The 22556-nt window shown below is 72.1% G+C and carries 26 protein-coding genes; 14 read left to right on the top strand and 12 right to left on the bottom strand.

The window, feature by feature from the left end; translation table 11 throughout:
* Positions 1-2: 2 nt before the first annotated feature.
* Positions 3-848: an aa3-type cytochrome oxidase subunit II gene (ctaC, locus tag D6B71_RS04575; protein WP_121252444.1), complete on the bottom strand. Its 846-nt coding sequence runs from the start codon at positions 846-848 to the stop codon at positions 3-5.
* A gap of 148 nt (positions 849-996) precedes the next feature.
* Here ctaC and D6B71_RS04570 point away from each other — a divergent pair, with 148 nt between their 5' ends.
* Positions 997-2181, top strand: coding sequence for a cysteine desulfurase family protein (locus tag D6B71_RS04570; RefSeq protein WP_121252443.1), 1185 nt, complete (start codon positions 997-999; stop codon positions 2179-2181).
* Positions 2178-2417: a sulfurtransferase TusA family protein gene (locus D6B71_RS04565; RefSeq protein WP_121252441.1), complete on the top strand. Its 240-nt coding sequence runs from the start codon at positions 2178-2180 to the stop codon at positions 2415-2417. Before D6B71_RS04570 ends, D6B71_RS04565 begins: the two co-directional genes overlap by 4 nt.
* 13 nt (positions 2418-2430) lie before the next feature.
* Here D6B71_RS04565 and D6B71_RS04560 read toward each other — a convergent pair whose 3' ends face one another.
* Positions 2431-3414: a carbohydrate kinase family protein gene (locus D6B71_RS04560; protein WP_121252966.1), complete on the bottom strand. Its 984-nt coding sequence runs from the start codon at positions 3412-3414 to the stop codon at positions 2431-2433.
* A 64-nt stretch (positions 3415-3478) separates the two neighbouring features.
* Between D6B71_RS04560 and D6B71_RS04555 the strand changes: the two genes are divergently transcribed.
* Positions 3479-3748, top strand: a complete 270-nt coding sequence (locus D6B71_RS04555) for a hypothetical protein (RefSeq protein ID WP_240641073.1) — start codon at positions 3479-3481, stop codon at positions 3746-3748.
* Positions 3749-4031: 283 nt separating this feature from the next.
* Here D6B71_RS04555 and erpA read toward each other — a convergent pair whose 3' ends face one another.
* Positions 4032-4394 (bottom strand): iron-sulfur cluster insertion protein ErpA, encoded by a 363-nt coding sequence (gene erpA / locus D6B71_RS04550; RefSeq protein ID WP_121252439.1) that lies wholly within the window; start codon positions 4392-4394, stop codon positions 4032-4034.
* A gap of 104 nt (positions 4395-4498) precedes the next feature.
* Positions 4499-5584: a glycerate kinase family protein gene (locus D6B71_RS04545; protein ID WP_121252437.1), complete on the bottom strand. Its 1086-nt coding sequence runs from the start codon at positions 5582-5584 to the stop codon at positions 4499-4501.
* 127 nt (positions 5585-5711) lie between these two features.
* Between D6B71_RS04545 and D6B71_RS04540 the strand changes: the two genes are divergently transcribed.
* Together D6B71_RS04540 and nadA are read left to right on the top strand one after the other, a co-directional pair.
* Positions 5712-6611, top strand: a complete 900-nt coding sequence (locus D6B71_RS04540; protein ID WP_206051557.1) for a GNAT family N-acetyltransferase — start codon at positions 5712-5714, stop codon at positions 6609-6611.
* Positions 6612-6680: 69 nt separating this feature from the next.
* Positions 6681-7841 (top strand): quinolinate synthase NadA, encoded by a 1161-nt coding sequence (gene nadA / locus D6B71_RS04535; protein WP_121252435.1) that lies wholly within the window; start codon positions 6681-6683, stop codon positions 7839-7841.
* A 19-nt stretch (positions 7842-7860) separates the two neighbouring features.
* On the opposite strand, the gene pspAB is transcribed toward nadA, so the two are convergent.
* The 4 genes from pspAB to D6B71_RS04515 form a co-directional block, all read right to left on the bottom strand.
* Entirely contained in the window at positions 7861-8454 is a 594-nt protein-coding gene (pspAB, locus tag D6B71_RS04530; RefSeq protein ID WP_121252433.1) for a PspA-associated protein PspAB, read from the bottom strand.
* 16 nt (positions 8455-8470) lie between these two features.
* On the bottom strand, positions 8471-9400 hold the full coding sequence (gene htpX, locus D6B71_RS04525) for a zinc metalloprotease HtpX (protein WP_121252432.1): 930 nt from the start codon (positions 9398-9400) through the stop codon (positions 8471-8473).
* 87 nt (positions 9401-9487) lie between these two features.
* Positions 9488-9766 (bottom strand): PspA-associated protein PspAA, encoded by a 279-nt coding sequence (gene pspAA / locus D6B71_RS04520; RefSeq protein WP_121252431.1) that lies wholly within the window; start codon positions 9764-9766, stop codon positions 9488-9490.
* Complete coding sequence (locus tag D6B71_RS04515; RefSeq protein WP_121252429.1) at positions 9763-10554, bottom strand: PspA/IM30 family protein; 792 nt, start codon at positions 10552-10554, stop codon at positions 9763-9765. Before D6B71_RS04515 ends, pspAA begins: the two co-directional genes overlap by 4 nt.
* Before the next feature lie 257 nt (positions 10555-10811).
* Between D6B71_RS04515 and D6B71_RS04510 the strand changes: the two genes are divergently transcribed.
* Positions 10812-11414 (top strand): DUF3043 domain-containing protein, encoded by a 603-nt coding sequence (locus D6B71_RS04510; protein ID WP_240641072.1) that lies wholly within the window; start codon positions 10812-10814, stop codon positions 11412-11414.
* Positions 11415-11447: 33 nt separating this feature from the next.
* Here the strand turns inward: D6B71_RS04510 and D6B71_RS04505 are convergent, their stop codons facing one another.
* On the bottom strand, positions 11448-12452 hold the full coding sequence (locus D6B71_RS04505; protein WP_121252427.1) for an aldo/keto reductase family protein: 1005 nt from the start codon (positions 12450-12452) through the stop codon (positions 11448-11450).
* Positions 12453-12535: 83 nt separating this feature from the next.
* On the opposite strand from D6B71_RS04505, the gene D6B71_RS04500 reads away from it, so the two are divergent.
* The 4 genes from D6B71_RS04500 to D6B71_RS04485 all read left to right on the top strand — a co-directional run bounded on the left by D6B71_RS04500 (position 12536) and on the right by D6B71_RS04485 (position 14539).
* A complete protein-coding gene (locus D6B71_RS04500; protein ID WP_121252425.1) occupies positions 12536-13087 on the top strand; it encodes a GNAT family N-acetyltransferase in 552 nt (183 codons plus the stop codon).
* A gap of 109 nt (positions 13088-13196) precedes the next feature.
* On the top strand, positions 13197-13454 hold the full coding sequence (locus D6B71_RS04495) for a hypothetical protein (protein WP_126688183.1): 258 nt from the start codon (positions 13197-13199) through the stop codon (positions 13452-13454).
* Between the two features lie 72 nt (positions 13455-13526).
* Complete coding sequence (locus tag D6B71_RS04490) at positions 13527-14222, top strand: AzlC family ABC transporter permease (protein ID WP_121252421.1); 696 nt, start codon at positions 13527-13529, stop codon at positions 14220-14222.
* A complete protein-coding gene (locus D6B71_RS04485) occupies positions 14219-14539 on the top strand; it encodes an AzlD domain-containing protein (protein WP_121252419.1) in 321 nt (106 codons plus the stop codon). The genes D6B71_RS04490 and D6B71_RS04485 overlap by 4 nt, the downstream gene beginning before the upstream one ends.
* Positions 14540-14615: 76 nt before the next feature.
* On the opposite strand, the gene D6B71_RS04480 is transcribed toward D6B71_RS04485, so the two are convergent.
* The gene (locus D6B71_RS04480) at positions 14616-16607 is read right to left on the bottom strand and encodes a PTS mannitol transporter subunit IICBA (protein ID WP_121252417.1); all 1992 of its coding nucleotides are present in this window, start codon (positions 16605-16607) and stop codon (positions 14616-14618) included.
* Positions 16608-16824: 217 nt separating this feature from the next.
* On the opposite strand from D6B71_RS04480, the gene D6B71_RS04475 reads away from it, so the two are divergent.
* Positions 16825-17883 carry a zinc-dependent dehydrogenase gene (locus D6B71_RS04475; RefSeq protein ID WP_121252415.1) on the top strand — a complete coding sequence of 353 codons (1059 nt, stop codon included), beginning with the start codon at positions 16825-16827 and terminating at the stop codon, positions 17881-17883.
* Between the two features lie 335 nt (positions 17884-18218).
* Here D6B71_RS04475 and D6B71_RS04470 read toward each other — a convergent pair whose 3' ends face one another.
* Together D6B71_RS04470 and dapB are read right to left on the bottom strand one after the other, a co-directional pair.
* Positions 18219-19826 (bottom strand): M4 family metallopeptidase, encoded by a 1608-nt coding sequence (locus tag D6B71_RS04470; RefSeq protein WP_121252413.1) that lies wholly within the window; start codon positions 19824-19826, stop codon positions 18219-18221.
* 140 nt (positions 19827-19966) lie between these two features.
* Entirely contained in the window at positions 19967-20722 is a 756-nt protein-coding gene (dapB, locus tag D6B71_RS04465) for a 4-hydroxy-tetrahydrodipicolinate reductase (protein WP_206051556.1), read from the bottom strand.
* A 98-nt stretch (positions 20723-20820) separates the two neighbouring features.
* Here dapB and D6B71_RS04460 point away from each other — a divergent pair, with 98 nt between their 5' ends.
* The 3 genes from D6B71_RS04460 to D6B71_RS04450 all read left to right on the top strand — a co-directional run bounded on the left by D6B71_RS04460 (position 20821) and on the right by D6B71_RS04450 (position 22540).
* Positions 20821-21336 carry a class I SAM-dependent methyltransferase gene (locus D6B71_RS04460; protein WP_121252411.1) on the top strand — a complete coding sequence of 172 codons (516 nt, stop codon included), beginning with the start codon at positions 20821-20823 and terminating at the stop codon, positions 21334-21336.
* 68 nt (positions 21337-21404) lie between these two features.
* Positions 21405-22001 (top strand): sigma factor-like helix-turn-helix DNA-binding protein, encoded by a 597-nt coding sequence (locus tag D6B71_RS04455; protein ID WP_206051555.1) that lies wholly within the window; start codon positions 21405-21407, stop codon positions 21999-22001.
* Complete coding sequence (locus D6B71_RS04450; protein ID WP_121252410.1) at positions 21998-22540, top strand: hypothetical protein; 543 nt, start codon at positions 21998-22000, stop codon at positions 22538-22540. The genes D6B71_RS04455 and D6B71_RS04450 overlap by 4 nt, the downstream gene beginning before the upstream one ends.
* The last annotated feature ends 16 nt before the right edge of the window (positions 22541-22556 follow it).

Genomic DNA, 22556 nt, shown 5'->3' with positions numbered 1-22556 from the left:
CGTCACTTGCCCTCTCCCTCGGGGTTGTCGCTCTCAGGGGCACCGACCTGCGTGTCGGCGCTCTCGCCGCCGATCAGCGGGTCCTCGGTGACCTGGCCGGCCTCTTCGAGCTCGGCGAGGTGGGCCTCGTAGTCCGCGCGGGAGACGACGGCCACCGTGAACAGCATCCGCGAGTGGTAGGCGCCGCAGAGCTCGTAGCACTTGCCGGCGTACTCGCCGATCTCGGTGGGGGTGATCTGGTAGGAGTTCACCCGGCCCGGGATGACGTCCATCCGCATGATGAAGCCCGGCACACCGAAGTTGTGCACCACGTCGGGCGAGTGCAGCCGGAACTCGGCGACCTCGTCGACGGGGAGGTAGAGCGTCGGGATGTCGTTGCCGGTGCCCACCGTGTTCAGGTAGCGCTCGGCCTCGCCGTCGCCGTCCTCGTCGACGTTGTAGTTGAACGTCCACGACCACTGCTGGCCGGTGACGTCGACGACGACGTCCGGCTCGACCTTCTCCAGCACAGCGTTCTGGGTGGTGACGGTGGCCTTGAAGAACACGACCACCATCAGCACCGGCGCGATCGTGTAGAAGATCTCCAGCGGGAGGTTGTAGCGCGTCTGGACCGGGACCTCGTCGTCGCTGCGGCGGCGGAACCGGACGATCACGAAGATCGTCAGGCCCCAGACCAGCAGGCCGACCAGGAGCGCCGCGATCCACGCGCCCTGCCAGAGGGCGAGGGTGTGCTCGCCCTGCTCGCTCACCGGCTCGGGCATGGCGATGCGCTTGACCGCACCGGTCTGCTCCTCCGAGCATCCGGCGAGCAGTACGACGGTGGCGCCGAGCACGGCCAGCAGGGTCATCCGGCGCACGAGCCCGGGCTTCCTGGCCGAACGCCTGGGGAGTTGCAGACCCACGAACGAGCCTTCCTCTCAACGGTCACGGATACCGCCGAACCTTAGCCGAATCGCCTCCGGTCGAGGTGACTGGGGCCCCCGGTACCTTCAGCATGTGACAAATGCCCCTGGCGGTCCAGACCCCACCGGCGCTCCGGGCTCCCGCGGCGACCGCGCCTCCGGCCGGTCGGGCTACCTCGACGGCGCGTCGTCCGAACCGCTGCACCCGGCTGCGCGCGAGACCCTGCTGGCCGCGCTCGACCAGGGGTACGCCGACCCGCGCCGGCTGCACGGACCGGCCCGCTCGGCGCGCCTGCTGCTCGACAACGCTCGCGAGGTGGTGGCCAGCCTACTGGGCGCCCGCCCCGACGAGGTCAGCTTCACCCCTTCCGGCACCGACGCGGTGCACCGCGGGCTGCTGGGCCTGTGGCGGGGACGATCCCGCCAGGGCTCGAGCGTCGTGCACAGCGCCGTGGAGCACTCCGCGGTGCTGCACGCGGCCGACTGGGCCGGTGCCGAGCGGGTGTCGGTGCCGGTCGACGTCCTGGGGCGGCTGGACCTGGGGGCCTTCGCCGCCGCGGCCGGGGCGCCCGGCGTGGCGGTGGCCGCCGTGCAGAGTGCGAGCCACGAGGTCGGCACGGTGCAGCCGGTGGCGGAGGCAGCCCGCGCGGCCGGGGAGGTCCCGCTGTTCGTCGACGCCTGCGCCTCGGCCGGGCGCCTGGACCTGCCCGAGGGCTGGGCGGCGGCCGCGGCCTCGGCGCACAAGTGGGGCGGGCCGGCGGGCGTCGGGGTGCTGCTGGTGCGCAAGGGGGCTCGGTGGCGCAACCCGTTCCCCGGCGACGACAGGGTCGACGAGCGGACCACCGGGTTCGAGAACGTGCCCGCCGCCCTGGCGGCGGCCGCCGCCCTGCAGGCCGTGGTCGCGGAGCGTGCGGTGGTCGCCGACCGGCAGCGGCGACTGGTGGACCGGCTGCGCACCGCGGCCGCGGCGCTGCCGGACGTGGAGGTGGTGGGCGACCCCGAAGACCGCCTTCCCCACCTGGTGACGTTCTCGTGCCTCTACGTCGACGGAGAGGCACTGGTCACCGAGCTGGACCGGCGTGGGTTCGGTGTCGCCAGCGGCTCGGCCTGCACCGCGGCGACCATGACGCCGAGTCACGTGCTCGAGGCCATGGGGGTGCTCACCCACGGCAACGTGCGGGTGTCCGTGGGTCGCGGCACCCGGCCGGAGGACGTCGAGGAGCTGTGCCGGGTGCTCCCCGAGGTGGTGGCCGGGTTGCGGGCGCAGGTGGGCCTGTGACGAAGCCGGTCGCCCGGGAGCTCGACTGCCGCGGGATGCTCTGCCCGCGGCCGATCATCGAGCTGGCCAGACACATCGACAGCGTCCCTGTGGGGTCGGTGCTGGCGGTGGTCGCCACCGACGTGGCCGCGCGCACCGACGTGCCCGCCTGGTGCCGCATGCGCGCGCAGGAGTACCTCGGCGCTGAGCCGGCCGGCGACGGCGGGACCCGCTATCTGGTGCGACGGGTGAGCTGAGTCCGGGTCAGGGTCAGCGGATGGTGGCCAGGTGCGGCGCCACGTCGGCTGCCGCCTCGGCACCGTAGGAGTGCTCGACCCGGGCGCGGAACTGCTCCGCGGTGAAGGAGTACTCCTGGGTGCCGACCGTCTCGACGACGTAGGCGGCCAGCACGCAGCCGACCTGGGCGGACCGCTCGAGGCCGACGCCCCACTCGGTCGCGGCCAGGAAGCCGGCCCGGAACGCGTCACCGACGCCGGTGGGCTCGACGGCCGTCACGTCGCGAGCGGCCGGGAGCTCGATCGGCTCCTCGCCCGCCCGCAGCACCCGCACGCCGTCCTTGCCGAGCGTGGTGACCTGGACGCCGACCCGGTCGAGCACCTCGTCGGCGGACCAGCCGGTCTTCTGCTCGATCATCGCCGACTCGTACTCGTTGGAGAACAGGATGGCCGCGCCGTCGATCAGCTGCCCGATCAGCTCCCCCTCGCCGAAAGCCAGTTGCTGGCTGGGGTCGGCGATGAACCGGAAGCCGCGCTGACGGCACTCCTCGGTGTGGCGCAGCATCCCCTCGGGGTCGTCGGCGCCGATCAGCACGTAGTCCGGGTCGCCGACCTGGCGCACGATCGGGCCGAGCTCGATCAGCCGGGCCTCGGCCATCGCGCCGGGATAGAAGGAGGCGAACTGCGCCATCGTGGTGTCGGTGGTGCACACGAAGCGGGCGGTGTGCCGGGTCTCGGAGATGTGCACGTGGCTGCAGTCGACCCCGTGCCGCTCGAGCCAGGAGCGGTAGTCGGCGAAGTCCTCGCCGGCCGCGCCCACCAGCACCGGCTGCAGCCCGAGGCGGGCGAGGCCGAAGCAGATGTTCGGCGCCACTCCCCCGCGGCGGATCTCGAGGTCCTCGACGAGGAACGAGACCGACAGCTTGTCGAGCTGGTCGACCACCAGCGAGTCGGCGAACCTGCCGCCGAAGGTCATCAGATGGTCGGTGGCGATGGAGCCGGCGATCAGCAGGGACACGGACCGGAACACTACCTGCCGGTACTGCTGGGACTACCCCGCGGTAGCCCCTAGCGTCGAGGACATGACCACGATGCGCACCCCCACGAACCACTCCGCGGGGCACCGCCTCGCCTACGACGACGCCGACTCCCCCAGCGCCATGCATGCCGACTGCGAGGCCGCGGAGCGCAACCTCGGGCTGGATCGGCTGCACCGGATCGCCGTGGCCGCGTCCGCGCCCCCGCCGAGCATCCGCTTCGCCGACTACCCGCGTGAGGTGGCCAAGCCGCAGATCGAGATCTCCGAGGCCGCCGCGCGCCTCGCCGGGGCTCTGCACCTGCACCTGGACTGATCGCAGCCGCGGCAGCGGATGCGATCGAGGGTGGTTGAGCAGCGACCGCGACCGAGCTTGCGAGGTCGCGACGGAGCGTGTCGAAACCGCAGCCGCGGCAGCGGATGCGAAACAGCCCCCGTCCGAGCGGACGGGGGCTGTTCTCGTTGCTGGTGTCAGTGGTCGTGTCGGTGGTTGCGGCTGCCTTTCGGCTCACCGGGTCTCGACACGCCGGTCACGGCCTCGTTCTTCGGCCGTGCGGCTCGCTCGACCACCAACGATCGGGTCGGCTGCGCCGCCCCGATCAGTGGAACGAGTCGCCGCAGGCGCAGGAGCCGGTGGCGTTGGGGTTGTCGATCGTGAAGCCCTGCTTCTCGATCGAGTCGACGAAGTCGATCATCGCGCCGTTGAGGTAGGGCACGCTCATCCGGTCGACGACCACGGCCACGCCGTCGAAGTCGGTGACGACGTCGCCGTCGAGGGTGCGCTCGTCGAAGAAGAGCTGGTAGCGCAGTCCGGAGCAGCCGCCCGGCTGCACCGAGATGCGCAGCTGCAGGTCGTCGCGACCCTCCTGCTCGAGAAGGCTCTTCACCTTCGCGGCCGCGACCGGGCTCAGGTTGATCTGGTCGGTGCGACGCTCAGTGGTGGTCTCCACCTGCTCGGTCATGTGAGTGGCTCCCAGGTAGGTGCGGGTGTCGGTACTCGCACAATCGTCGCACACCCGCGGTTATTCCTCCGCCGGCGAGCCGTCGCCGGCAACGCGCCGGCAGATCAGCGGGACCAGGTGCGGGCCACCCGCGCCGCGAGCTCGGCGAGCGCCTCCGCGGGCTGCGCGAGCGCCCGCTCCTCGCCGACCAGGTCGACGACGGCGTACGCCGACTCGACACCGAGGGCGCGCATCTCCCGCGAGCCGACCAGGACGCGGCCGGCGAGCGCCACGCAGGGTCGCAGCGCCTCCGCGGCGACCTCGGCGACGCCGTAGGGCACCTTGCCGGAGCGGCTGGAGAAGTCGAAGGCCCCCTCACCGGTGACCACGAGGTCGGCGGCGCGGGCTCGCTCGGCGAGCCGGACCACCTCGGCGACCATGGCCAGGCCCGGTCGCCGTTGCGCGCCGAGCAGCAGCAGCGCGAACCCGAGCCCGCCGGCGGCGCCGGCGCCCTTCTCGAGAGCGAGCCGTCGGTCGGTGACGGCAGCGAGGGCCTCGAGCCGGCCGTCCACCGCTGGGAGTCGCTCCTCGGGGATGCCCTTCTGCGGGCCGAAGGTCTTGGTGGCTCCGAAGAGGCCGGTCAGCGGGCTGTCCACGTCGGTCGCGGCGACCAGCTCGACGCCGGCGACGCGGGCGCGCGCCGCGGTGAGGTCGACCTGGGAGAGGCCGGCCAGCCCGTCGGCGCCGGCGCCCAGGTCGGCGTCCGCCGTCGCGCCGAGGGCGGCCAACAGTCCCGCTCCCCCGTCGTTGGTGCCGCTGCCGCCGAGCCCGAGGACGACCCGGTCGACGCCGGCGTCGAGGGCGGCCGCCAGCAGCTGTCCGACGCCGGTGGTGGTGGCCTGCTCGCCGCGCTCGCCGCCGGTGAGGTGGATCCCGCAGGCCTGGGCGGTCTCGAGGTAGGCGGTGCCGCCCGCGACGAGCAGCGAGGCGGGCACCGGGTCGCCGAACGGCCCGTCGACGGTGACCACGAGCAGCTCGCCGCCGAGCGCGGTGTGCATGACGTCGACGAACCCGGGACCACCGTCCGCCATCGGCGCCAGGTCGAGCTCGTCGGCCGGCGCCTGTCGGCGCCACCCGGTCGCGATGGCCTCGGCCGCCTCCACCGCGGTGAGGGTGCCGGCGAACTTGTCCGGGGCGACCAGGATCCGCATGCGCACATCCTGCCCGTCCCACACATTGCCTCGACGCCGACCCGTCACTGATTCCCGCAGACACGCCGTGTCGCGGGGAAGGATCGACGCCTCGGCGGGCGGACCGGGCTCGGTAGGCTTCTCCACGATGAGCTCGACCGACGACGGACCGGCCCCGACGATCCGGCCGATGACCGAGGCCGACGTGCCCGCCGCCGAGCGGATCAGTGCCGAGGGCTTCTTCGAGCTCGACACCCGGATGGCTCGGCCGTCGTGGCCGGCGCCGCAGCCCCGCTCCGCCGAGGGCGCCCGCACCTGGGAGCGCCGCACCAGACACCTCGTCCGCACCGACCCCGGGGGCTGCTGGGCGGCCGAGGACGGCTCGGGGCTGCTGGGCTTCGCCACCTCGTTCAACCGGGAGCTGCTGTGGTGCCTGGCCACCTACGTCGTGCGCCCGGGGCTGCAGGGCCGGGGCGTGGGCCGACAACTGCTCGAGGCCGCGCTGCATCACGGCCGGGGTTCGCTGCGCGGGATGCTCTCGGCGTCGGCCGACCCGAAGGCCGCGCGCCGCTACCGGCTGGCCGGGTTCGACCTGCACCCGCAGATGTTCCTGGAGGGCACGGTCGACCGGTCGGCGATCCCCGTGGTCGAGAAGGTCCGCGAGGGCTCGATGGCCGACTTCGAGCTGATGGACTCGGTCGACCGGCGCACCCGCGGCGCGGCCCACGGACCCGACCACCCCGTGATGCTGGAGAGCTGGCGACTGCTCGTCTCCGACTCGAGCACCGGCTCCGGGTATGCCTACGTCGACGTCACCGGCAACGTCGCGGTGCTCGCCGCCACCAACCGGCGTACGGCCACCCGTCTGCTGTGGGCCACGTTGGCCGACGCGGGCGAGCAGGTGTCGATCCGGCACGTCACCGCCGCCAACCAGTGGGCGATCGACGTCGGGATGGCGGCCCGCCTCGAGCTGCACGCCGACGGCTACCTGGCGGTGCGCAACATGGCGCCGCCCGCGCCGTACCTGCACAGCGGCGCCCTCCTGTGAGCCTCCGCGTCGCATGTCGCGGGGGTGGGACGCCGAGCCGAGCGCGTCGACGCGGCATACGATGACGCCATGACGACCGTGGACCTGCCGCTGCTGCCGCTGGGACGCGGCGCCGATCCGCTCTCCGAGCGGGGCGTCGAGTGTCCCGGCGACCTGCCGCCCGCCTCCGACCCGGCCCTGGTGGCGCGCGCCCGGGCCGCCAAGGACGCGCTCGGCGAGCGGGTGTTCGTGCTGGGTCACCACTACCAGCGCGACGAGGTCATCGCGTTCGCCGACGTCACCGGCGACTCGTTCAAGCTGGCCCGCGAGGCGGCCGCCCGCCCCCAGGCCGAGTACATCGTGTTCTGCGGCGTGCACTTCATGGCCGAGTCCGCCGACATCCTGACCACCCCCGAGCAGCAGGTCGTGCTGCCCGACCTGGCCGCCGGCTGCTCGATGGCCGACATGGCGCGGCTGGCGCAGGTCGAGGACGCCTGGGACGCGCTCGCCGACGCCGGAGTGGTCGACTCGGTGGTCCCGGTGACCTACATGAACTCCTCGGCCGACATCAAGGCGTTCTGCGGGCGCAACGGCGGGGTGGTGTGCACCTCCTCGAACGCGGAGGTCGCCCTGGAGTGGGCGTTCGAGCAGAAGCCCGACGCGAAGGTGCTGTTCTTCCCCGACCAGCACCTCGGCCGCAACACCGCCGTGCTCCAGCTGGGCCTCTCCCTCGACGACTGCGTCGTCTGGAACCCGCTGCGCCCCCACGGCGGGCTGACCCCCGAGCAGCTGCGCGCGGCGAAGATGATCCTGTGGCAGGGCCACTGCTCGGTGCACGGGCGGTTCTCCCCCGACGTCGTCGACGAGCTGCGCGCCTCCGTGCCGGGCATCAACATCCTGGTGCACCCCGAGTGCCGCCACGAGGTGGTCACCAAGGCCGACCTGGTGGGGTCGACCGAGTTCATCATCAAGACCATCGAGGCGGCACCGGCCGGTTCGAGCTGGGCGATCGGCACCGAGCTGAACCTGGTCAAGCGGCTCGCCGACGCGCACCCCGACAAGCAGATCGTCTTCCTCGACAAGACCGTGTGCTACTGCTCGACGATGAACCGGATCGACCTGCCGCACCTCGTGTGGGCGCTCGAGTCGCTGGCGCAGGGCACCGTCGTGAACCGCATCGAGGTCGACCCCGAGACGCAGAGGTGGGCGCTGGTCGCGCTGGAGCGGATGCTGGCGCTGCCCGGTCGCTAGTGCCGGCGGCCCCCGGGGCTCACAGCCCCGGCGCACCCCAGATCGCCAGCCACCGGGAGAGCTCCCGCTCGACCGGCAGCTCCCCGGCCAGCGCGTCGCGGACCTGGATCTCGGTGAGGTTGTCCCGCTGCTGCCGCCCGGCCGGGGCGAAGGGGTAGAACGTGCCCTGCTTGTAGAGGTAGACCAGGCCCACCCGGCGTCCGGTGGTGTCGGCGAACGGCACCAGCGAGCAGAGCAGCCCGGGCCCGAAGCCCTCGGCCTCGAGCGAGGTGTTGACCGCGTGCAGGTCGGTGACCAGTCCGCCCACGTCGACGGGGCCGGCGGCCGGCTCCGCCTCGGTGCGGTCGACGACCAGCCACGTGTAGCCGAAGTCGTCCTGGCTCACGCTCACCTCGGGGGCGTCCGGCGCCGACCGCAGCAGCCGGAGTACGTCGTCCTGGGTGTTGCTGAACGCGGCCCCGCCGGCCGCGCGGAAGCAGACGGCTCCCTCGCCGGTGGGCCGCAGGCCCAGGGTGGTCTCCAGCGTCACCGCCGCACTCGGCACCAGGAACAGCGCATCGAGGTTGGCCTGCTTGGGGCGGGAGCGCCCGAGGACCGACTGCCAGAATCCCATGTCGTCGCTCCGGGCCTCAGGCCGTCGGCCGGCCGAGCTCGGCCTGGATCCGGGCGAGCTGCTCGAGTCGCTGCTCGAGGCTGGGGTGGGTGGAGGTCAGCGTGCGCAGCGAGACGCCGCTGATGGCCGGGGCGAAGAAGAAGGCGTTCATCGACTTGGTCGCGCGCAGGTCGCGCTGGGGGATCGTGTTCATCTCGCCGGTGATCTTCTGCAGCGCCGACGCCAGGGCCTGCGGCTTCATCGTCAGGTAGGCGCCGGCCCGGTCCGCCGAGAGCTCGCGGTAGCGCGAGAGCAGCTTGAGCAGCAGGAAGCTGATCACGTAGGTGACCACGCTGATCAGCAGCACGACCAGCCACACCGGGAGCGCGCTGTTGTTGTTGCCCCGGCGGTTGCCGCCGAGGAACGCGCCGTAGCGCGAACCCTGGGCGAGCATGCCGGCCACGATGCCGGCGGAGGAGGCGACCGTCATCACCAGCACGTCGCGGTGCGCGACGTGGGACAGCTCGTGGGCGAGGACCCCCTCCAGCTCCTCGGCGCTGAGCGTGCGCAGGATGCCGGTGGTCACGCAGACGACCGAGCGGTCGGGCGAGCGGCCGGTGGCGAACGCGTTGGGGATGGCCATGTCGGCGATCCCGACGCGGGGCTTGGGCATGTCGGCCATCGCACACAGCCGGTCGATCATGCCGTGCAGCTCCGGAGCCTCCTGCGGGGAGACCTCGCGGGCCCGCATGGCACGCATCGCCACCTTGTCGGAGGAGTACCACTGGTAGAACGCGATGCCGATGCCGGCGAGCCCGATGAACGGCACCAAGGCGCCGTAGCCGCTGCTGCCGGCCACGAGCATCAGGCCGACCACGAGCACGACCAGCAGCAGCCCGAGCAGGAACATCACCAGCGTCATCCGGGCGGTCAGACCACGGTCGGGGAGGAAGCGGGTGCGTGCCATGCCATCAGTCTCCCGGGTCCGCACAAGCAGTCGCGACCGGCCCCCGCGACGAGCGGCCGGCCGGGCACCGGTGGGATCAGCCGGGGATCAGCCGGGGATCAACCCGTCGTCGCGCATCATGTCGCGCACCTCGTCCAGGGTGGCGTCGGCCGGGGGAAGGATCAGGTCGGACTCGTCGAGGCTGTCGATCGCGTGCGGCGAGGCGACGCCGCGCACCTCGGTGAGGAGCTCGCCGAGCGCGGCCGCGAACGCGGTCTCGTCGCCGGCCTCGACGGCCGACTCGACCGCCGCGTCGAGCTCGTTGAGCCGGTCCAGGAGGGTGTCGGGCACGTCGAACTGCCCCTCGCCCAGGATGCGGATGATCACCGGGCACCGTCCTCGGTGGAGCGGGGCTCGGCCACCGGCTCCTCGCTGAGGATCTCACCGGATCCTTCGATCGCCTCCGGTGCCTTGGGCGCCGAGAGCCCCTTGAGCCGCGCCAGCTCGGCCTCGACGTCGGCCTGCGAGCTCATCGACTCCAGCTCGCGGGAGATGTCGTCGCCGGCGCTCACCGCGGTCATGTCGTCGAGGGCACCGGTGGCGATCAGCTCGTCGATCGCGCCGGCCCGGGCCTGCATCTGCGCCGTCTTGTCCTCCGCGCGCTGGACCGCCAGGCCGACGTCGCCCATCTCCTCGCCGATGCCGGAGACCGCCTCGTTGATGCGGGTCTGAGCCTCGGCGGCGGTGTAGGTGGCCTTGATGGTCTCCTTGCGGGTGCGGAACGCCTCGACCTTGGCCTGCAGCCGCTGCTGGGCGAGGACCAGCTTCTCCTCCTCGCCCTGGAGCTGGGCGTGCTGAGCCTGGAGCCCCTGGATCTGCCCGGCGAGCGCGGACTTGCGGGTCAGCGCCTCGCGGGCGAGGTCCTCGCGTCCCACCGAGATCGCCTTCTCGGCCTGGCCCTGCAGCTTCGCGGCCTGCTGCTCGAGCTGGTTGACCTGGAGCTCGACGCGCTTGCGGCTGGTGGCCACGTCGGCCACGCCGCGGCGTACCTTCGAGAGCAGGTCGAGCTGCTTCTGGTAGCTGTAGTCCAGCGTCTCGCGGGGATCCTCCGCGCGGTCGAGGGCCTTGTTGGCCTTCGACGAGAAGATCAGCTTGATCCGCTTCCACATGCTCATCGCTGGGGGTCCCTCTCACAGACGTGATCGATCGCAGGCACCGGCACGGCGCGTCCGATGGTGCATGGCTGCAGCCAGAGCCAACCCTAGGCCCAATCGCCAAGCATGGGGCAAGCACGGGCGCAGCGGTCCGGACGGTGCGGTCGTGGGCGCCCTGGAGTATCGACCCCCACCGCAGACCCCGCCGCAGCTCTCACGCAGTGGCCGCGGCGGGCCGGGCCGGCGGATAGGCTGGGACCGACCCGCCCGTCCGTCCCGTGAAGGCCCCCGTGTTCCGTCGCAGCAAGACCGAGACCCCCGCCCCCGCCGAGCAGCAGGCCCTGGCCCGACCGGGAGCCAAGGGGCGCCCGACGCCGACCCGCAAGGAGGCCGAGGCGGCCGCCCGGGCCCGCGCCAAGGCACCCCGCACCCGCAAGGAGCTGGCCCGCGCGCAGCGCGCGGCCCGGGCCGAGCAGTCCCAGAAGGCCCGGGCGGCGATGAAGGCCGGCGACGAGCGCTACTTCCTGCCCCGCGACAAGGGCCCGATGCGCCGCTTCGTGCGCGACTTCGTCGACAGCCGCTTCTCGTTCATCGAGCTGATGATCCCGCTGCTGGTCGTGACGATGATCCTCGGCTACTCCGGCAACGCCCGGCTGGCCGGCATCGGCAACACGGTGCTGATGGGCACGATCCTGCTGATCGTCATCGACATGGTGGTGATCCGGTTCCGCTTGCGCCGCCAGCTGGCGCGCCGCTTCCCCGGCGAGAGCCCGAAGGGCACCACCTACTACGCGATCACGCGTGCGCTGCAGATGAAGTTCATGCGGCTGCCGAAGGCCCAGGTGAAGATCGGCCAGGAGCTGCCCGAGCACTACCGCTGACCCCCGCGCAGCAGTGCCCGGGCTCGACGCCTCCTAGAAGTCGCGCGAGGCCGGTGACTGGGTGCGGGCCGGGTCGCGCTCGACGACCGGGTCCAGCACCTCGTCGATGCGGGCCATCAGCTCGGGCTCGAGCCGCACCCCCGCCGCCGCGACGTTGTCGGTGACCTGCTCGGGACGGCTCGCGCCGATGATCGCTGTCGACACCGACGGGTTCTGCAGCACCCAGGCCACGGCCAGCTGCGCCATCGTCAGCCCGGCGTCCTCGGCCACCGGGCGCAGCTGCTGCACCCGCTCGAGGACGTCGTCGCGCATCCAGCGGCCGATCATCCCCGCGCCGCCCTTCTCGTCGGTCGCCCGGGAGCCGGCGGGCGGCGGCTGACCGGGGAGGTACTTGCCGGTGAGGACTCCCTGGGCGATCGGCGACCACACGACCTGGCCGATGCCGAGCTCGTCGCTGGTGGGCACCACCTCGGCCTCGATGACCCGCCAGAGCATGCTGTACTGCGGCTGGTTGGAGACCAGCGGGATGCGCAACTCGCGGGCCAGCGCGTGGGCGGCGCGGATCTCCTCCGCGCGCCACTCCGAGACGCCGATGTAGAGCGCCTTGCCTTGGCGGACGACGTCGGCGAAGGCCTCCATCGTCTCCTCCAGCGGCGTCTCGTGGTCGAAGCGGTGGGCCTGGTAGAGGTCGACGTAGTCGGTGCCGAGCCGACGCAGCGAGCCGTCGATCGACTCCATGATGTGCTTGCGCGACAGGCCGTGGTCGTTGTGCCGGCCTGGCCCGGTGGGCCAGTAGACCTTCGTGAAGATCTCCAACCCCTCGCGGCGTTCGCCCTCGAGCGCCTTGCCGAGCACCGTCTCCGCGGCGGTGTTCGCGTAGACGTCGGCGGTGTCGAACGTCGTGATGCCCTCGTCGAGGGCGCGGCGCACGCAGGCCAGAGCGGCGTCCTCCTCGACCTGCGAACCGTGTGTCAGCCAGTTGCCGTAGGCGATCGCCGAGATCTTCAGGCCGCTGGCTCCCAGGTTGCGAATCTCCATACCGGCGAGAGTAGCCACGCGGGGGTCGGGTCGGCCGGGCACCCCGCGGGCGTGATGCGCCGGGCTCGAGACGATGGGCCACAATGGGCCCGGTGACCTCCTCCCCCACCGCCGATGTCTCCGTGCGCGTCGCCTGGGCCGACGACGCGCCCGCGATCGCCGACCTGCAGCTGCGCACCTGGCAGCGGACGTACGCCGGGGTGCTGCCGGCCGACGCGCTGCCGGACGTCGAGGCGGTGACCGAGGCCTGGCGCGGCTCCCTGGCCCGGCCCTCCGACGCCCGGCATCGCGCGCTGGTGGCGCTGGAGCGCAACCGGGTGGTCGGTCTGGCGGTCACCGGCCCGGCCGGCGACCCCGACTGCGACCCGGTCGCCGACGCCGAACTCGCCGAGTTGGCGGTCGACCCCGACGAGCAGCGCCGCGGCCACGGGTCGCGGTTGCTCCAGGCCGCGGTCGACACGATGCGCGCCGACCGCTTCCAGCGGGCGGTGCTGTGGAGCGTGGCCTCCGACGACGCGCTGCGCGCCTTCCTGACCGGGGCCGGATGGGCCCCGGACACCGCGCACCGCGAGCTCGACCTCGACGGTTCGGGCCAGGTGCGGGTCAAGCAGGTGCGGCTGCACACGGTCCTGTAGGGCCACCTTCCCTGCACCCGCTCGGCCGGCGGGTTTGGATCGTTCACTTGATTTGTGGCCGCGTTCGGCGACGATGGGTGGGCTGGCATGCCCCCGAGACTCGGGCGGCATGGAGCCCGGAAAGAACTGGTGGCGTCAGATGCTCGGTCCGCTTCCCCGTCTCTACCGCTCGCTGATCGTGGTCACGATCGTGGCCCTCGGGGTCGCCGCCGGCGCCTGGGTCGCCTACATGACCGCCCTGCCCGTAGCCGCCTCGGTGGGTGCCTGGCTGGGCGCCGCCGCGGCTGCTCTGGTGGCCTACGCCGTCGTCCACGAGTCGCACCGCGACCTGCAGCCCCACACCGTGCGCTCCGCACGCCGCCGCTGACGCCCAGCGATCTGCGGCCCCCGTCCCGCCCCGGATCGGTGCGGGACGGTGACGGCTGGCTATCGTCGCCGGGTGCTCGAGGATCCCGGCCCGTCCATCCCACCTGAGGAGCGGGCGGGCATCGTCCGCGACGGTCTCGGCGTCGGCGTCGCGACCGGCGCCTACGGGGTGTCCTTCGGCGCCGTGTCGGTCGCCGCCGGCCTCGACGTCTGGCAGACCTGCGTGCTGTCCCTGGTGATGTTCACCGGAGCCTCCCAGTTCGCTCTGGTCGGGGTCCTGGCCTCGGGTGGGAGCGCCCCGTCGGCCGCTGCCACCGCACTGCTGCTGGGCACCCGCAACACGCTCTACGGGCTCCGGCTCGCTCCGCTGCTGGCGTGGAGCGGCTGGCGGCGTGCCGCGGCCGCGCACCTGTTGATCGACGAGTCCACGGCCATGTCGGTGAACCGGCGATCGTCGCCGACCGCCCGGCTGGGGTTCCTGAGCACCGGCCTGGCCGTCTTCGTGCTCTGGAACGCGGCCACCCTGCTCGGGGCGGTGGCCGGCAACGCCCTGGGCGACCCACGCACCTACGGCCTCGACGCGGCGGTCGGCGCAGCCTTCCTGGCCCTGCTGTGGCCCCGCCTGCAGGGGCGCGCTGCGGGGCAGGAGCGGGTGGTCGCCGTCGGTGCGGCGGCGGTCGCCCTGGCTGCGGTCCCCCTCGTGCCGTCCGGCGTGCCGGTGCTCGCCGCCGGCGCGGTAGCACTGCTGGTGGGGGTGCTGCGCCGATGAGCGACCTGTCGCCGTCGACGGTGTGGACGCTGGTGCTGCTGGCCGGCGCCGGCTGCTACCTGCTCAAGCTGGCCGGCCTCTCGGTGCCGGCCGCGGTGCTCGACCGACCGGCCGTCGCCCGCGTGGCGAGCCTGCTGCCGGTCGCGCTGCTCTCCGCCCTGGTCGCGGTCCAGGTGCTCGAGCGGGACTCCTCGCTCACACTCGACGCCCGGCTGGCCGGCCTCGCCGTGGCCGCCGGGCTGCTGCTGCTCCGGGCGCCGTTCCTGGCCGTCGTCGGCGGGGCGGCGTTGGCGGCGGCCCTCGTCCGCCTCCTGTGAGACCGAGTCTCGGTCCAGTCGACGCACGAGGGCCCCGCACCGATCGGTGCGGGGCCCTCGCGGAGAGTGGCCGGGGTCAGGCTCCGGCGCCCGCCGGGGACGGGCTGACCTCGCCCAGCACCCGGCGTACGTCGGCGGCGGACCGGGCGGCCTCGAGCTCGGCGACCCGCTCGGGGTCGGCGAAGACCCGGGCGATCCGGCCGAGCAGGGCCAGGTGGTCGTTGCCGGTGCCCGCGATGCCGATCACGAAGCGGACCTCCTTGCCGTTCCAGTCCAGCGGCGCGCCGTAGCGGACGAACGAGAGCGCGGTGCGGTGGATGGATCCCTTGGCCTCGTTGGTGCCGTGCGGGATCGCCAGCAGGTTGCCCATCGCGGTCGACACCGACCGCTCGCGCTCGTGCATCGCGTCCACGTAGGCGTCGCTGACGGCCCCGACGTCGACCAGCAGCCGGCCGGCCTCGGTGATCGCCTCGTCGCGGGTCGCCGCGCGGCCGGACAGCACCACGGACTCCTCCGCCAGCAGGGTGCCGGACCCTGCTGCCTCCTCCTCGGCGACCGCCGCGCCGGCGCGGCCGTTGGTCCGCCCGAGCAGCTCGACGATCTCGTCGTAGCGCGGGCTGGCCATGAAGTTGTCGACCGAGACGTGCACCGCGTCGGGCGTCTTGAGCCGGGCCCGGTCGGTGAGGTCCTGGTGGCTGACGACCAGGTCGGCGTCGGAGGTCAGGTTCGCGATCGCCTTGTTGACCACGCTCACGTCGGCGTAGCCCGCGTCGCGGATCTTCTTGCGCAGCACCGAGGCGCCCATCGCCGAGGAGCCCATGCCGGCGTCGCAGGCGAAGACGATGTTGGTGATCGCACCCTGCTGGCCGGCGGTCCCGAGCAGGGCCGCGGTGGCGACCGACGACTTGCCCTTGAGCGCCTCCATGTGGGCGGTGGCACCGACCAGCTCGTCGTCCGCCTCCTCGGTCTTGTCGATCTTGAGCAGGAACGCGGCGACCACGAAGGTCACGGCGGCGCCGGCGAGCATCGACAGCGTCACCCCCAGCACGCTGTTGCCCGGCGTCTGGGCGTAGACGGCGATGACCGAACCCGGTGCCGCAGGGGCGCGCAGGCCGCTGTCGAAGACCACGTTGACGAAGACCTGGGTCATGCCGCCCGCGATCATCGCGACGATCAGCTTGGGCTTCATCAGCACGTAGGGGAAGTAGATCTCGTGGATGCCACCGATGGCGTGGATGAGGGCCGCGCCCGGGGCCGACGCCTTCGCCAGGCCCTTGCCGAACAGGGAGTAGGCCAGCAGCAGGCCGAGACCGGCCGCCGGGTTGGCCTCGAGCAGGAACAGGATCGACTTGCCGTTCTCGAAAGCCTCGTTGGTGCCGAGCGGAGTCAGCACGCCATGGTTGATGGCGTTGTTGAGGAAGAGGACCTTGGCCGGCTCGATGAGCACCGAGGTGAACGGCAGCAGGTCGTTCTCGACCAGCCACTTCACCGCGTCACCCGCACCGTTGCTGATGCGGGTGAGGATCGGGCTCATCGCGAAGAACCCGAAGGTCGCGAGCAGCAGACCCCAGATGCCGGCGGCGAAGTTGTTGACGAGCATCTCGAAGCCGGGCTTGATCTTGCCGTCCCAGATGGCGTCGATCTTCTTCATCGACCAACCACCGAGCGGGCCCATGATCATCGCGCCCATGAACATCGGGATCTCGGTGCCGGCGATGACGCCGAACGTCGCGAGCGCGCCGACGACGCCGCCGCGGGTCTCGTAGATCATCTTGCCGCCGGTGTAGCCGATCAGGATCGGCAGCAGGTAGGTGATCATCGGGCCGACGATGCCGCCGCCCGCGTAGTCACCCCAGCCGCCGATCTCGGCGACCCAGCTGTCCGCGCCGTCCCAGGCGTCGGTGAGCCCGGTGATCCACCCCTTCTCGATGAACAGGGCCGTGATCAGGCCCCAGGCGATGAAGGCACCGATGTTCGGCATGACCATGTTGGACAGGAACGTGCCGAACCGCTGCACGTGCACTCTGGTCGACGTCCGCGACGTCGGTGTCTGCGTGGCTGTCGCCATGCTCTCTCCTCAGGACTTCCAGCGCGCGCTGGTCGTGGTGTCGCCGACCGCGCCATCTCCCGGCTGTGACGCCTGTCATGCGAATCTGTGATTGCCTGTATATTCCCACAGAATCGGGCATGTCAAGGGAGGTTCCCAACATGATCGAAGATAAATGCAGAGAAACGGTGCTACCGTCGTCGGGCAGCCGACCCGATCCGAGCAACTGAGGAGACCCATGAAGGCCCTGCGCTTCTATGCACCCGAGGATGTGCGCCTCGAGGACGTGCCCGAGCCCGTCTGCGGACCGGACGAGGTCAAGCTCAAGGTCCGCAACTGCTCGACGTGCGGCACCGACGTCAAGATCCTGCACAACGGCCACCAGAACCTCACTCCGCCGCGCATCATCGGCCACGAGATCGCCGGCGAGGTCGTCGAGGTGGGCGCCGAGGTGAACTCCACCTACGGCAGCGACTGGCAGGCCGGCGACCGGGCCCAGGTGATCGCGGCGGTGCCGTGCGGTGACTGTCACGAGTGCCGCAAGGGCTGGATGGCGGTCTGCCAGAACCAGACCTCGGTCGGCTACCAGTACGACGGCGGGTTCGCCGAGTACATGATCGTGCCGCGCCAGGTGCTCAAGGTCGACGGTCTGAACCGCATCCCGGACGGCGTCGGCTACGACGAGGCCTCGGCCGCGGAGCCGTTCGCCTGCGCGATCAACGCCCAGGAGCTGCTCGGCATCGAGGAGGGCGACACGGTCGTGGTCTTCGGCGCCGGCCCGATCGGCTGCATGCACATCCGCATCGCCCGAGGCGTGCACAAGGCAGGACCGGTCTACCTGATCGACGTCAACGCGGACCGGTTGAGGATGTCGGCCGACGCCGTACACCCGGACGAGGTCATCAACGGCGCCGAGGTGGACGTGGTCGAGCGGGTCATGGAGCTGACCGGTGGGCGGGGCGCGGACGTCATCATCACCGCCACCGCCGCGAACGTCACCCAGGAGCAGGCGATCGCGATGGCCGCACGCAACGGGCGCATCTCGTTCTTCGGCGGCCTGCCCAAGACCAACCCGACGATCACCTGCGACTCCAACGTCGTGCACTACCGCCAGCTGCACATCCACGGCGCCAACGGCTCCGCGCCCGAGCACAACAAGCGGGCGCTGGAGTACATCGCCTCCGGCCAGGTGCCGGTCAAGGACCTGATCACCGAGCACATCCCGCTCGAGCGCGTGCTCGACGCGTTCTCGATCGTCCAGAACGGCGCCGCCATCAAGGTCACGGTCGAGCCGTAGCCGACGGAGTCGGCTACGGCGTCCGACCGGGAGGTTGAGCGAGCCGTAGCCGGCTGAGCCGGCGAAGCCGGCGTCAACGGCGAAGGTCGAGGAGCGTCGGCGCACACCCGAGCGAAGCGAGGGAGTGCGCGACGCGTCTCGAGACCCGGTGAGGTGCCCGCCGACGACGACCCAGACGAGGGGGGGCTCGGCAAGCTCGACCACCGGGCGAGCGAGGGTCTCGACAAGCTCGACCGCCGAGCACAAGCTCGACCGCCGAGCACCCGAACAGGGCGGTGACCATCCGGTCACCGCCCTGTCGGGTCCCCTGGTGCGGCCCGGAGCGAGCCCCCGGGTCAGCCGACGCCGACCGCACTCCAGGCCGCAGCCACCGCGCTCTCCTGGGTGCTGCCGGCGCCGTACAGGTCACGGGCAGCGCTGAGCGTCGCCGTGCGGGCTCCGGCGTAGTTGGTGCCGGAGGTCATGTAGACGTTCAGGGCACGGAACCAGATCTTCGCCGCCGCGTCGCGTCCGATCCCGGCGATCGTCGATCCGTTGCAGGTGGTCGAGCTGTGCGTGGTCCCGCCGATCGTCTTGGTGCCCGACCCCTCGGCCAGCAGGTAGAAGAAGTGGTTGCCGACCCCCGAGGAGTAGTGCACGTCGAGGTTCTTGGTGTTGCTGCTCCAGCAGTTGGGGGAGCTTCCGTCGGCGATCGGGTTGTCCATCCGCCGGAAGCCGGTGTGGTCGGCGAGGTCGAACTCCTCGCCGATCAGGTAGTCACCGGGGTCGTTGACGTTGGCGGCGTGGAACTCCACGAGGGTGCCGAAGATGTCGGAGGTCGCCTCGTTGAGGCCGCCGCTCTCGCCGGAGTAGGTGAGGTCGGCGGTGTTCTCGGTGACCCCGTGGGTCATCTCGTGTCCGGCGACGTCCAGGGACACCAGCGGGCCGTACTCGACGCCGTCACCGTCGCCGTAGGTCATCTTGGTGCCGTCCCAGAACGCGTTGACGTAGTCGTTGCCGTAGTGCGTGCGGCTATAGGACCCTCTGCCGTCGCCGAAGATCCCGTTGCGACCGTGCACGTTCTTGAAGTAGTCCCAGGTGACGTCGGTGCCGTACTGGGCGTCGACGCCGGCGGACTCGCGACTGCTGGTCGATCCGTTGCCGAACACGGCGTCGGTGCCGCTGTAGGTCGCCCCGGTCTTGCAGCCGGCCCCGAAGAGCTGGCAGAAGAACGAGTCCGTGCCGTTCGCGAGGTCGGTCGTGTAGGTGCCGCCGCGCGTGGGGTCCTTCATCGTGTATGTCGACCCCGACTGGGTCAGCTGGAGGGGCACCGTGCCGCTGTAGAGCGAGTGCCCGGTGCCGTCGACGGTCCGGATGTGCTCCTCGCGACGCAGCACCGCTCCGGTGCGGGCGTCGACGAAGGTGGTCATCCGGCTCGGTGTGCCGTCGGTGCGGCGTCCCGCGGTGGCGACCGCCCAGGCGAGCCGCGGCCGGCCGCTGAGCGTCTCGACCACGAGCTCCGCCTCGCCGCCGGCCCGCTGCCGACGGATGTCGCGGGTCTCCGCTGCCGGCGCGAGGGCCCGCCGCTCGGCCCGGTCCGCGGCGATGCGGGGGGTGACGCCCACGCGGACCGCGGTGTCGAGGGTCTGGCTGACGCCCTGCCACTGGCCCTCGGCGCCCCGGTGCACGACCAGGTCGCCGCCCACCACGTCCAGCCCGCGGTAGCGGCGGTCGATGCGGGTATGGGTGGTGCCGTCCCGGTCCGCCAGCGTCGCGGTGGGCCGGAAGCGGGTTCCGGCGCTGGCGTGGGCGGCGGCGGGGTGGTCGGTGAGGGCCTGGACGGCCGTCCGGCCCTCCGGCCGCCGGTCGGCCGGTCGCTCGCTGCCGGCGGCTCCCGCGGACTGCGCCCCGAGGGCGCCGGCGGCGAGCGCCGCGGCCGCGGTGAGGGCGAGGGTTCTGCGCATGTGCTGTCCTGTCTGTCACGACGTCCCGAGTCGAACGTGCGGCAGAGCATCGCGGAGCACACCCGCAGCGGGAAGAGCCGGTGGGACTCAGGTTCGTGCAGCGCAGATACCTGCAGAACTTCGACCGGCCGGGGCTGTGGTCAGGCCAGGTCGAGGAAGTGTTCGAGCCCCACGGTGAGCCCGGGGTGCGCGGCGACGGCTCGGACCCCCGCCAGGACGCCGGGGGTGAACGAGGCCCGGTCCAGGGAGTCGTGGCGGATCGTCAGCGTCTCCCCCAGGCCGCCCAGCACGACCTCCTGGTGAGCCACCAGTCCCCGGATGCGCAGCCCGTGCACCCGCACCCCGTCGACGTCGGCGCCGCGCGCTCCCTCCAGCGCGGTGCTGGTGGCGTCGGGGATCGGCCCACAGCCGGCCTCGCGACGGGCGGCGGCGATCAGCTCGGCGGTACGCCGGGCGGTGCCGGAGGGCGCGTCGGCCTTGTCGGGGTGGTGCAGCTCGACGACCTCCACCGACTCGAAGAGCGGGGCGGCCTGGGCGGCGAAGCGCATCATCAGGATCGCTCCGATCGAGAAGTTCGGGGCGATCAGGACGCCGGTGCCCGGGGACTCGTCGAGCCACCCACGCAGCGTGTGGAGCCGGGCCTCGTCGAAGCCGGTCGTCCCGACCACGGCGTGGATGCCGTGCCGCACGCAGTAGGCGAGGTTGTCCATCACCACGTCGGGGTGGGTGAAGTCGACGACGACCTGGGCGCGTTGCTCGACCAGCTGCGAGACGTCGTCACCGGCGTCGACCTCGGCGACCAGCTCGACGCCGGTCGCCGCGCGGACAGCTCGGCAGACCTCCGAGCCCACCTTCCCTCGCGCGCCCAGCACTCCGACCCTGATCGCCTCAGTCACACCGCCGACCTTAGTCGGGATGGCCGGCGGCTCGCCGAGGAGGCTCCTGACGCCGCCGGTCACCACCACGCCGACCCGGGTCTGGCAGGCTTGGCCCCATGGTGCTGCAGACGATTCCGCCGCGGATCCGGTGGGCGGTCGACTTGATGGACGTCCAGCCCGCCGACCAGATCCTGGAGATCGGCTGCGGTCCCGGCGCGGGTGCGGAGCTGATCTGCAGCCGGCTCGAGACCGGAAAGCTGTTCGCGATCGACCGTTCCGAGTCGGGGGTGGACCGCACCCGGCGACGCTGCGCCCGCTACGTCGAGGCGGGGCGGCTGACCGTCCGCCAGATCGACCTGGCCACGCTGCGGGTCCCCGTGAAGCGCCTGAACAAGGTGTTCGCGTTCAACGTGAACCTGTTCTGGGTGCGCGACTGCGCCGACGAGGTCGCGTTGCTGCACGAGAAGCTCCAGCCCGGCGGAGCCATCTTCCTCTTCTACGAGGTCAAGTTCCCCGACCAGGTGGCCACGATGGTCGAGAAGGCCAGCGGGGCGCTGGCCTCCGCGGGATTCCGGGTCTCGGTGGTCGAGTCGAAGTCGCCTGCGGTGATCGGGCTGATCGGCCGTCGTTAGGCTATAACCTAATGATTGAACATCATTAGATCAGAACCTGATACCGTGCTTCACTGGAGGTGGACCGGATGACCGTGGCCGTGCTCACCGTCGACCAGCGCCGGAGCCGCACTGAGCCGGACCGGGTGCCGCAGATGATCGACCGGATGGCGGGAGTGCCGCTCGACCGCCCGCTGCAGCGCACGGTCGGCGACGAGTTCCAGGCCGTCCTCACCGATCCCGCGTCGCTCCCCCTGGTCCTCGAGCCGTTGCTGCGCGACGGGGGGTGGCATGTCGGGCTGGGCTTCGGCGAGGTCGAGCGGCCACTGCCCGACAGCACCCGGGCCGGCCGCGGGCCGGCGTTCGTGGCCGCCCGCGAAGCGGTCACCGCGGCCAAGAACAGCCCCTGGCACCTCCGGCTCGCCGGTGACCGGCCGGGCGTGCGACCCCTCGAGAGCGCGATCTGGCTCTGGGCGGCCGTGCTGGCCCGCCGCACGAAGAACGGCTGGGAGGTCGCCGACCTGGTCGACGAGGGGCTGACCTACGAGGAGGCCGGCCGGCGCCTCGGGATCAGCCAGTCCGCGGTCAGCCAGCGCGCCCAGGCCGCCGGCATCGTCGAAGGACGTCGAGCCCGCGAGCTGGTCGGCTACCTGGCCGGCCAGCTGCTCGACGAGGCGGACCGATGAGCCCCGAGGACCTCGGGGCCCTGGTGCTCGTGCTGGCCACGGCCGCCACGATCGCGGCGGGCGCCGCCTGGACCCGCGCCGGCGCCGCGGTCTGGACGCCGGCCGCGGCGTGCCTGCTGGGTGCCGCGGCCCTGGTGGCCGCGGCCCCGGAGGACGTCGTGCTGTCCGGGTCGACCGCCCGCACCGCACTGGTCACCGCGGCCGCGCTGCTCGCCGTCCTCGGCGGCGGACCGGTGACCACGACGGTGTTCGGCCTGGTCGACCGGCAGGACCGTGGCGCTCCCGACCTCCGCCGGTCCGAGACCGTGCTCCGCGGTGGCGCGTGGATCGGTGCGCTGGAGCGCGCCGGGGTGTTCGTGACGCTGGTGGCCGGCTGGCCCGAGGGCGTCGCCGTCGTGCTCGGCCTCAAGGGCCTGGGCCGCTACCCCGAGCTGCGCAGTGGCGAGAACACCGGAGCGGCCGAGCGCTTCATCATCGGCACCTTCACCAGCGTGCTCTGGGCTGCCGCGTGCGCCGGCCTGGTCCGCCTGCTCCTGTGACCCCTTGCCCGCGCGG

Origin of the sequence: Nocardioides ferulae (assembly GCF_003660455.1) — a bacterium.
Lineage (GTDB): Bacteria > Actinomycetota > Actinomycetes > Propionibacteriales > Nocardioidaceae > Nocardioides > Nocardioides ferulae.
The sequence above is the reverse complement of the archived record's forward strand: the minus strand, read 5'-3'. Positions and strand labels throughout refer to the sequence as shown.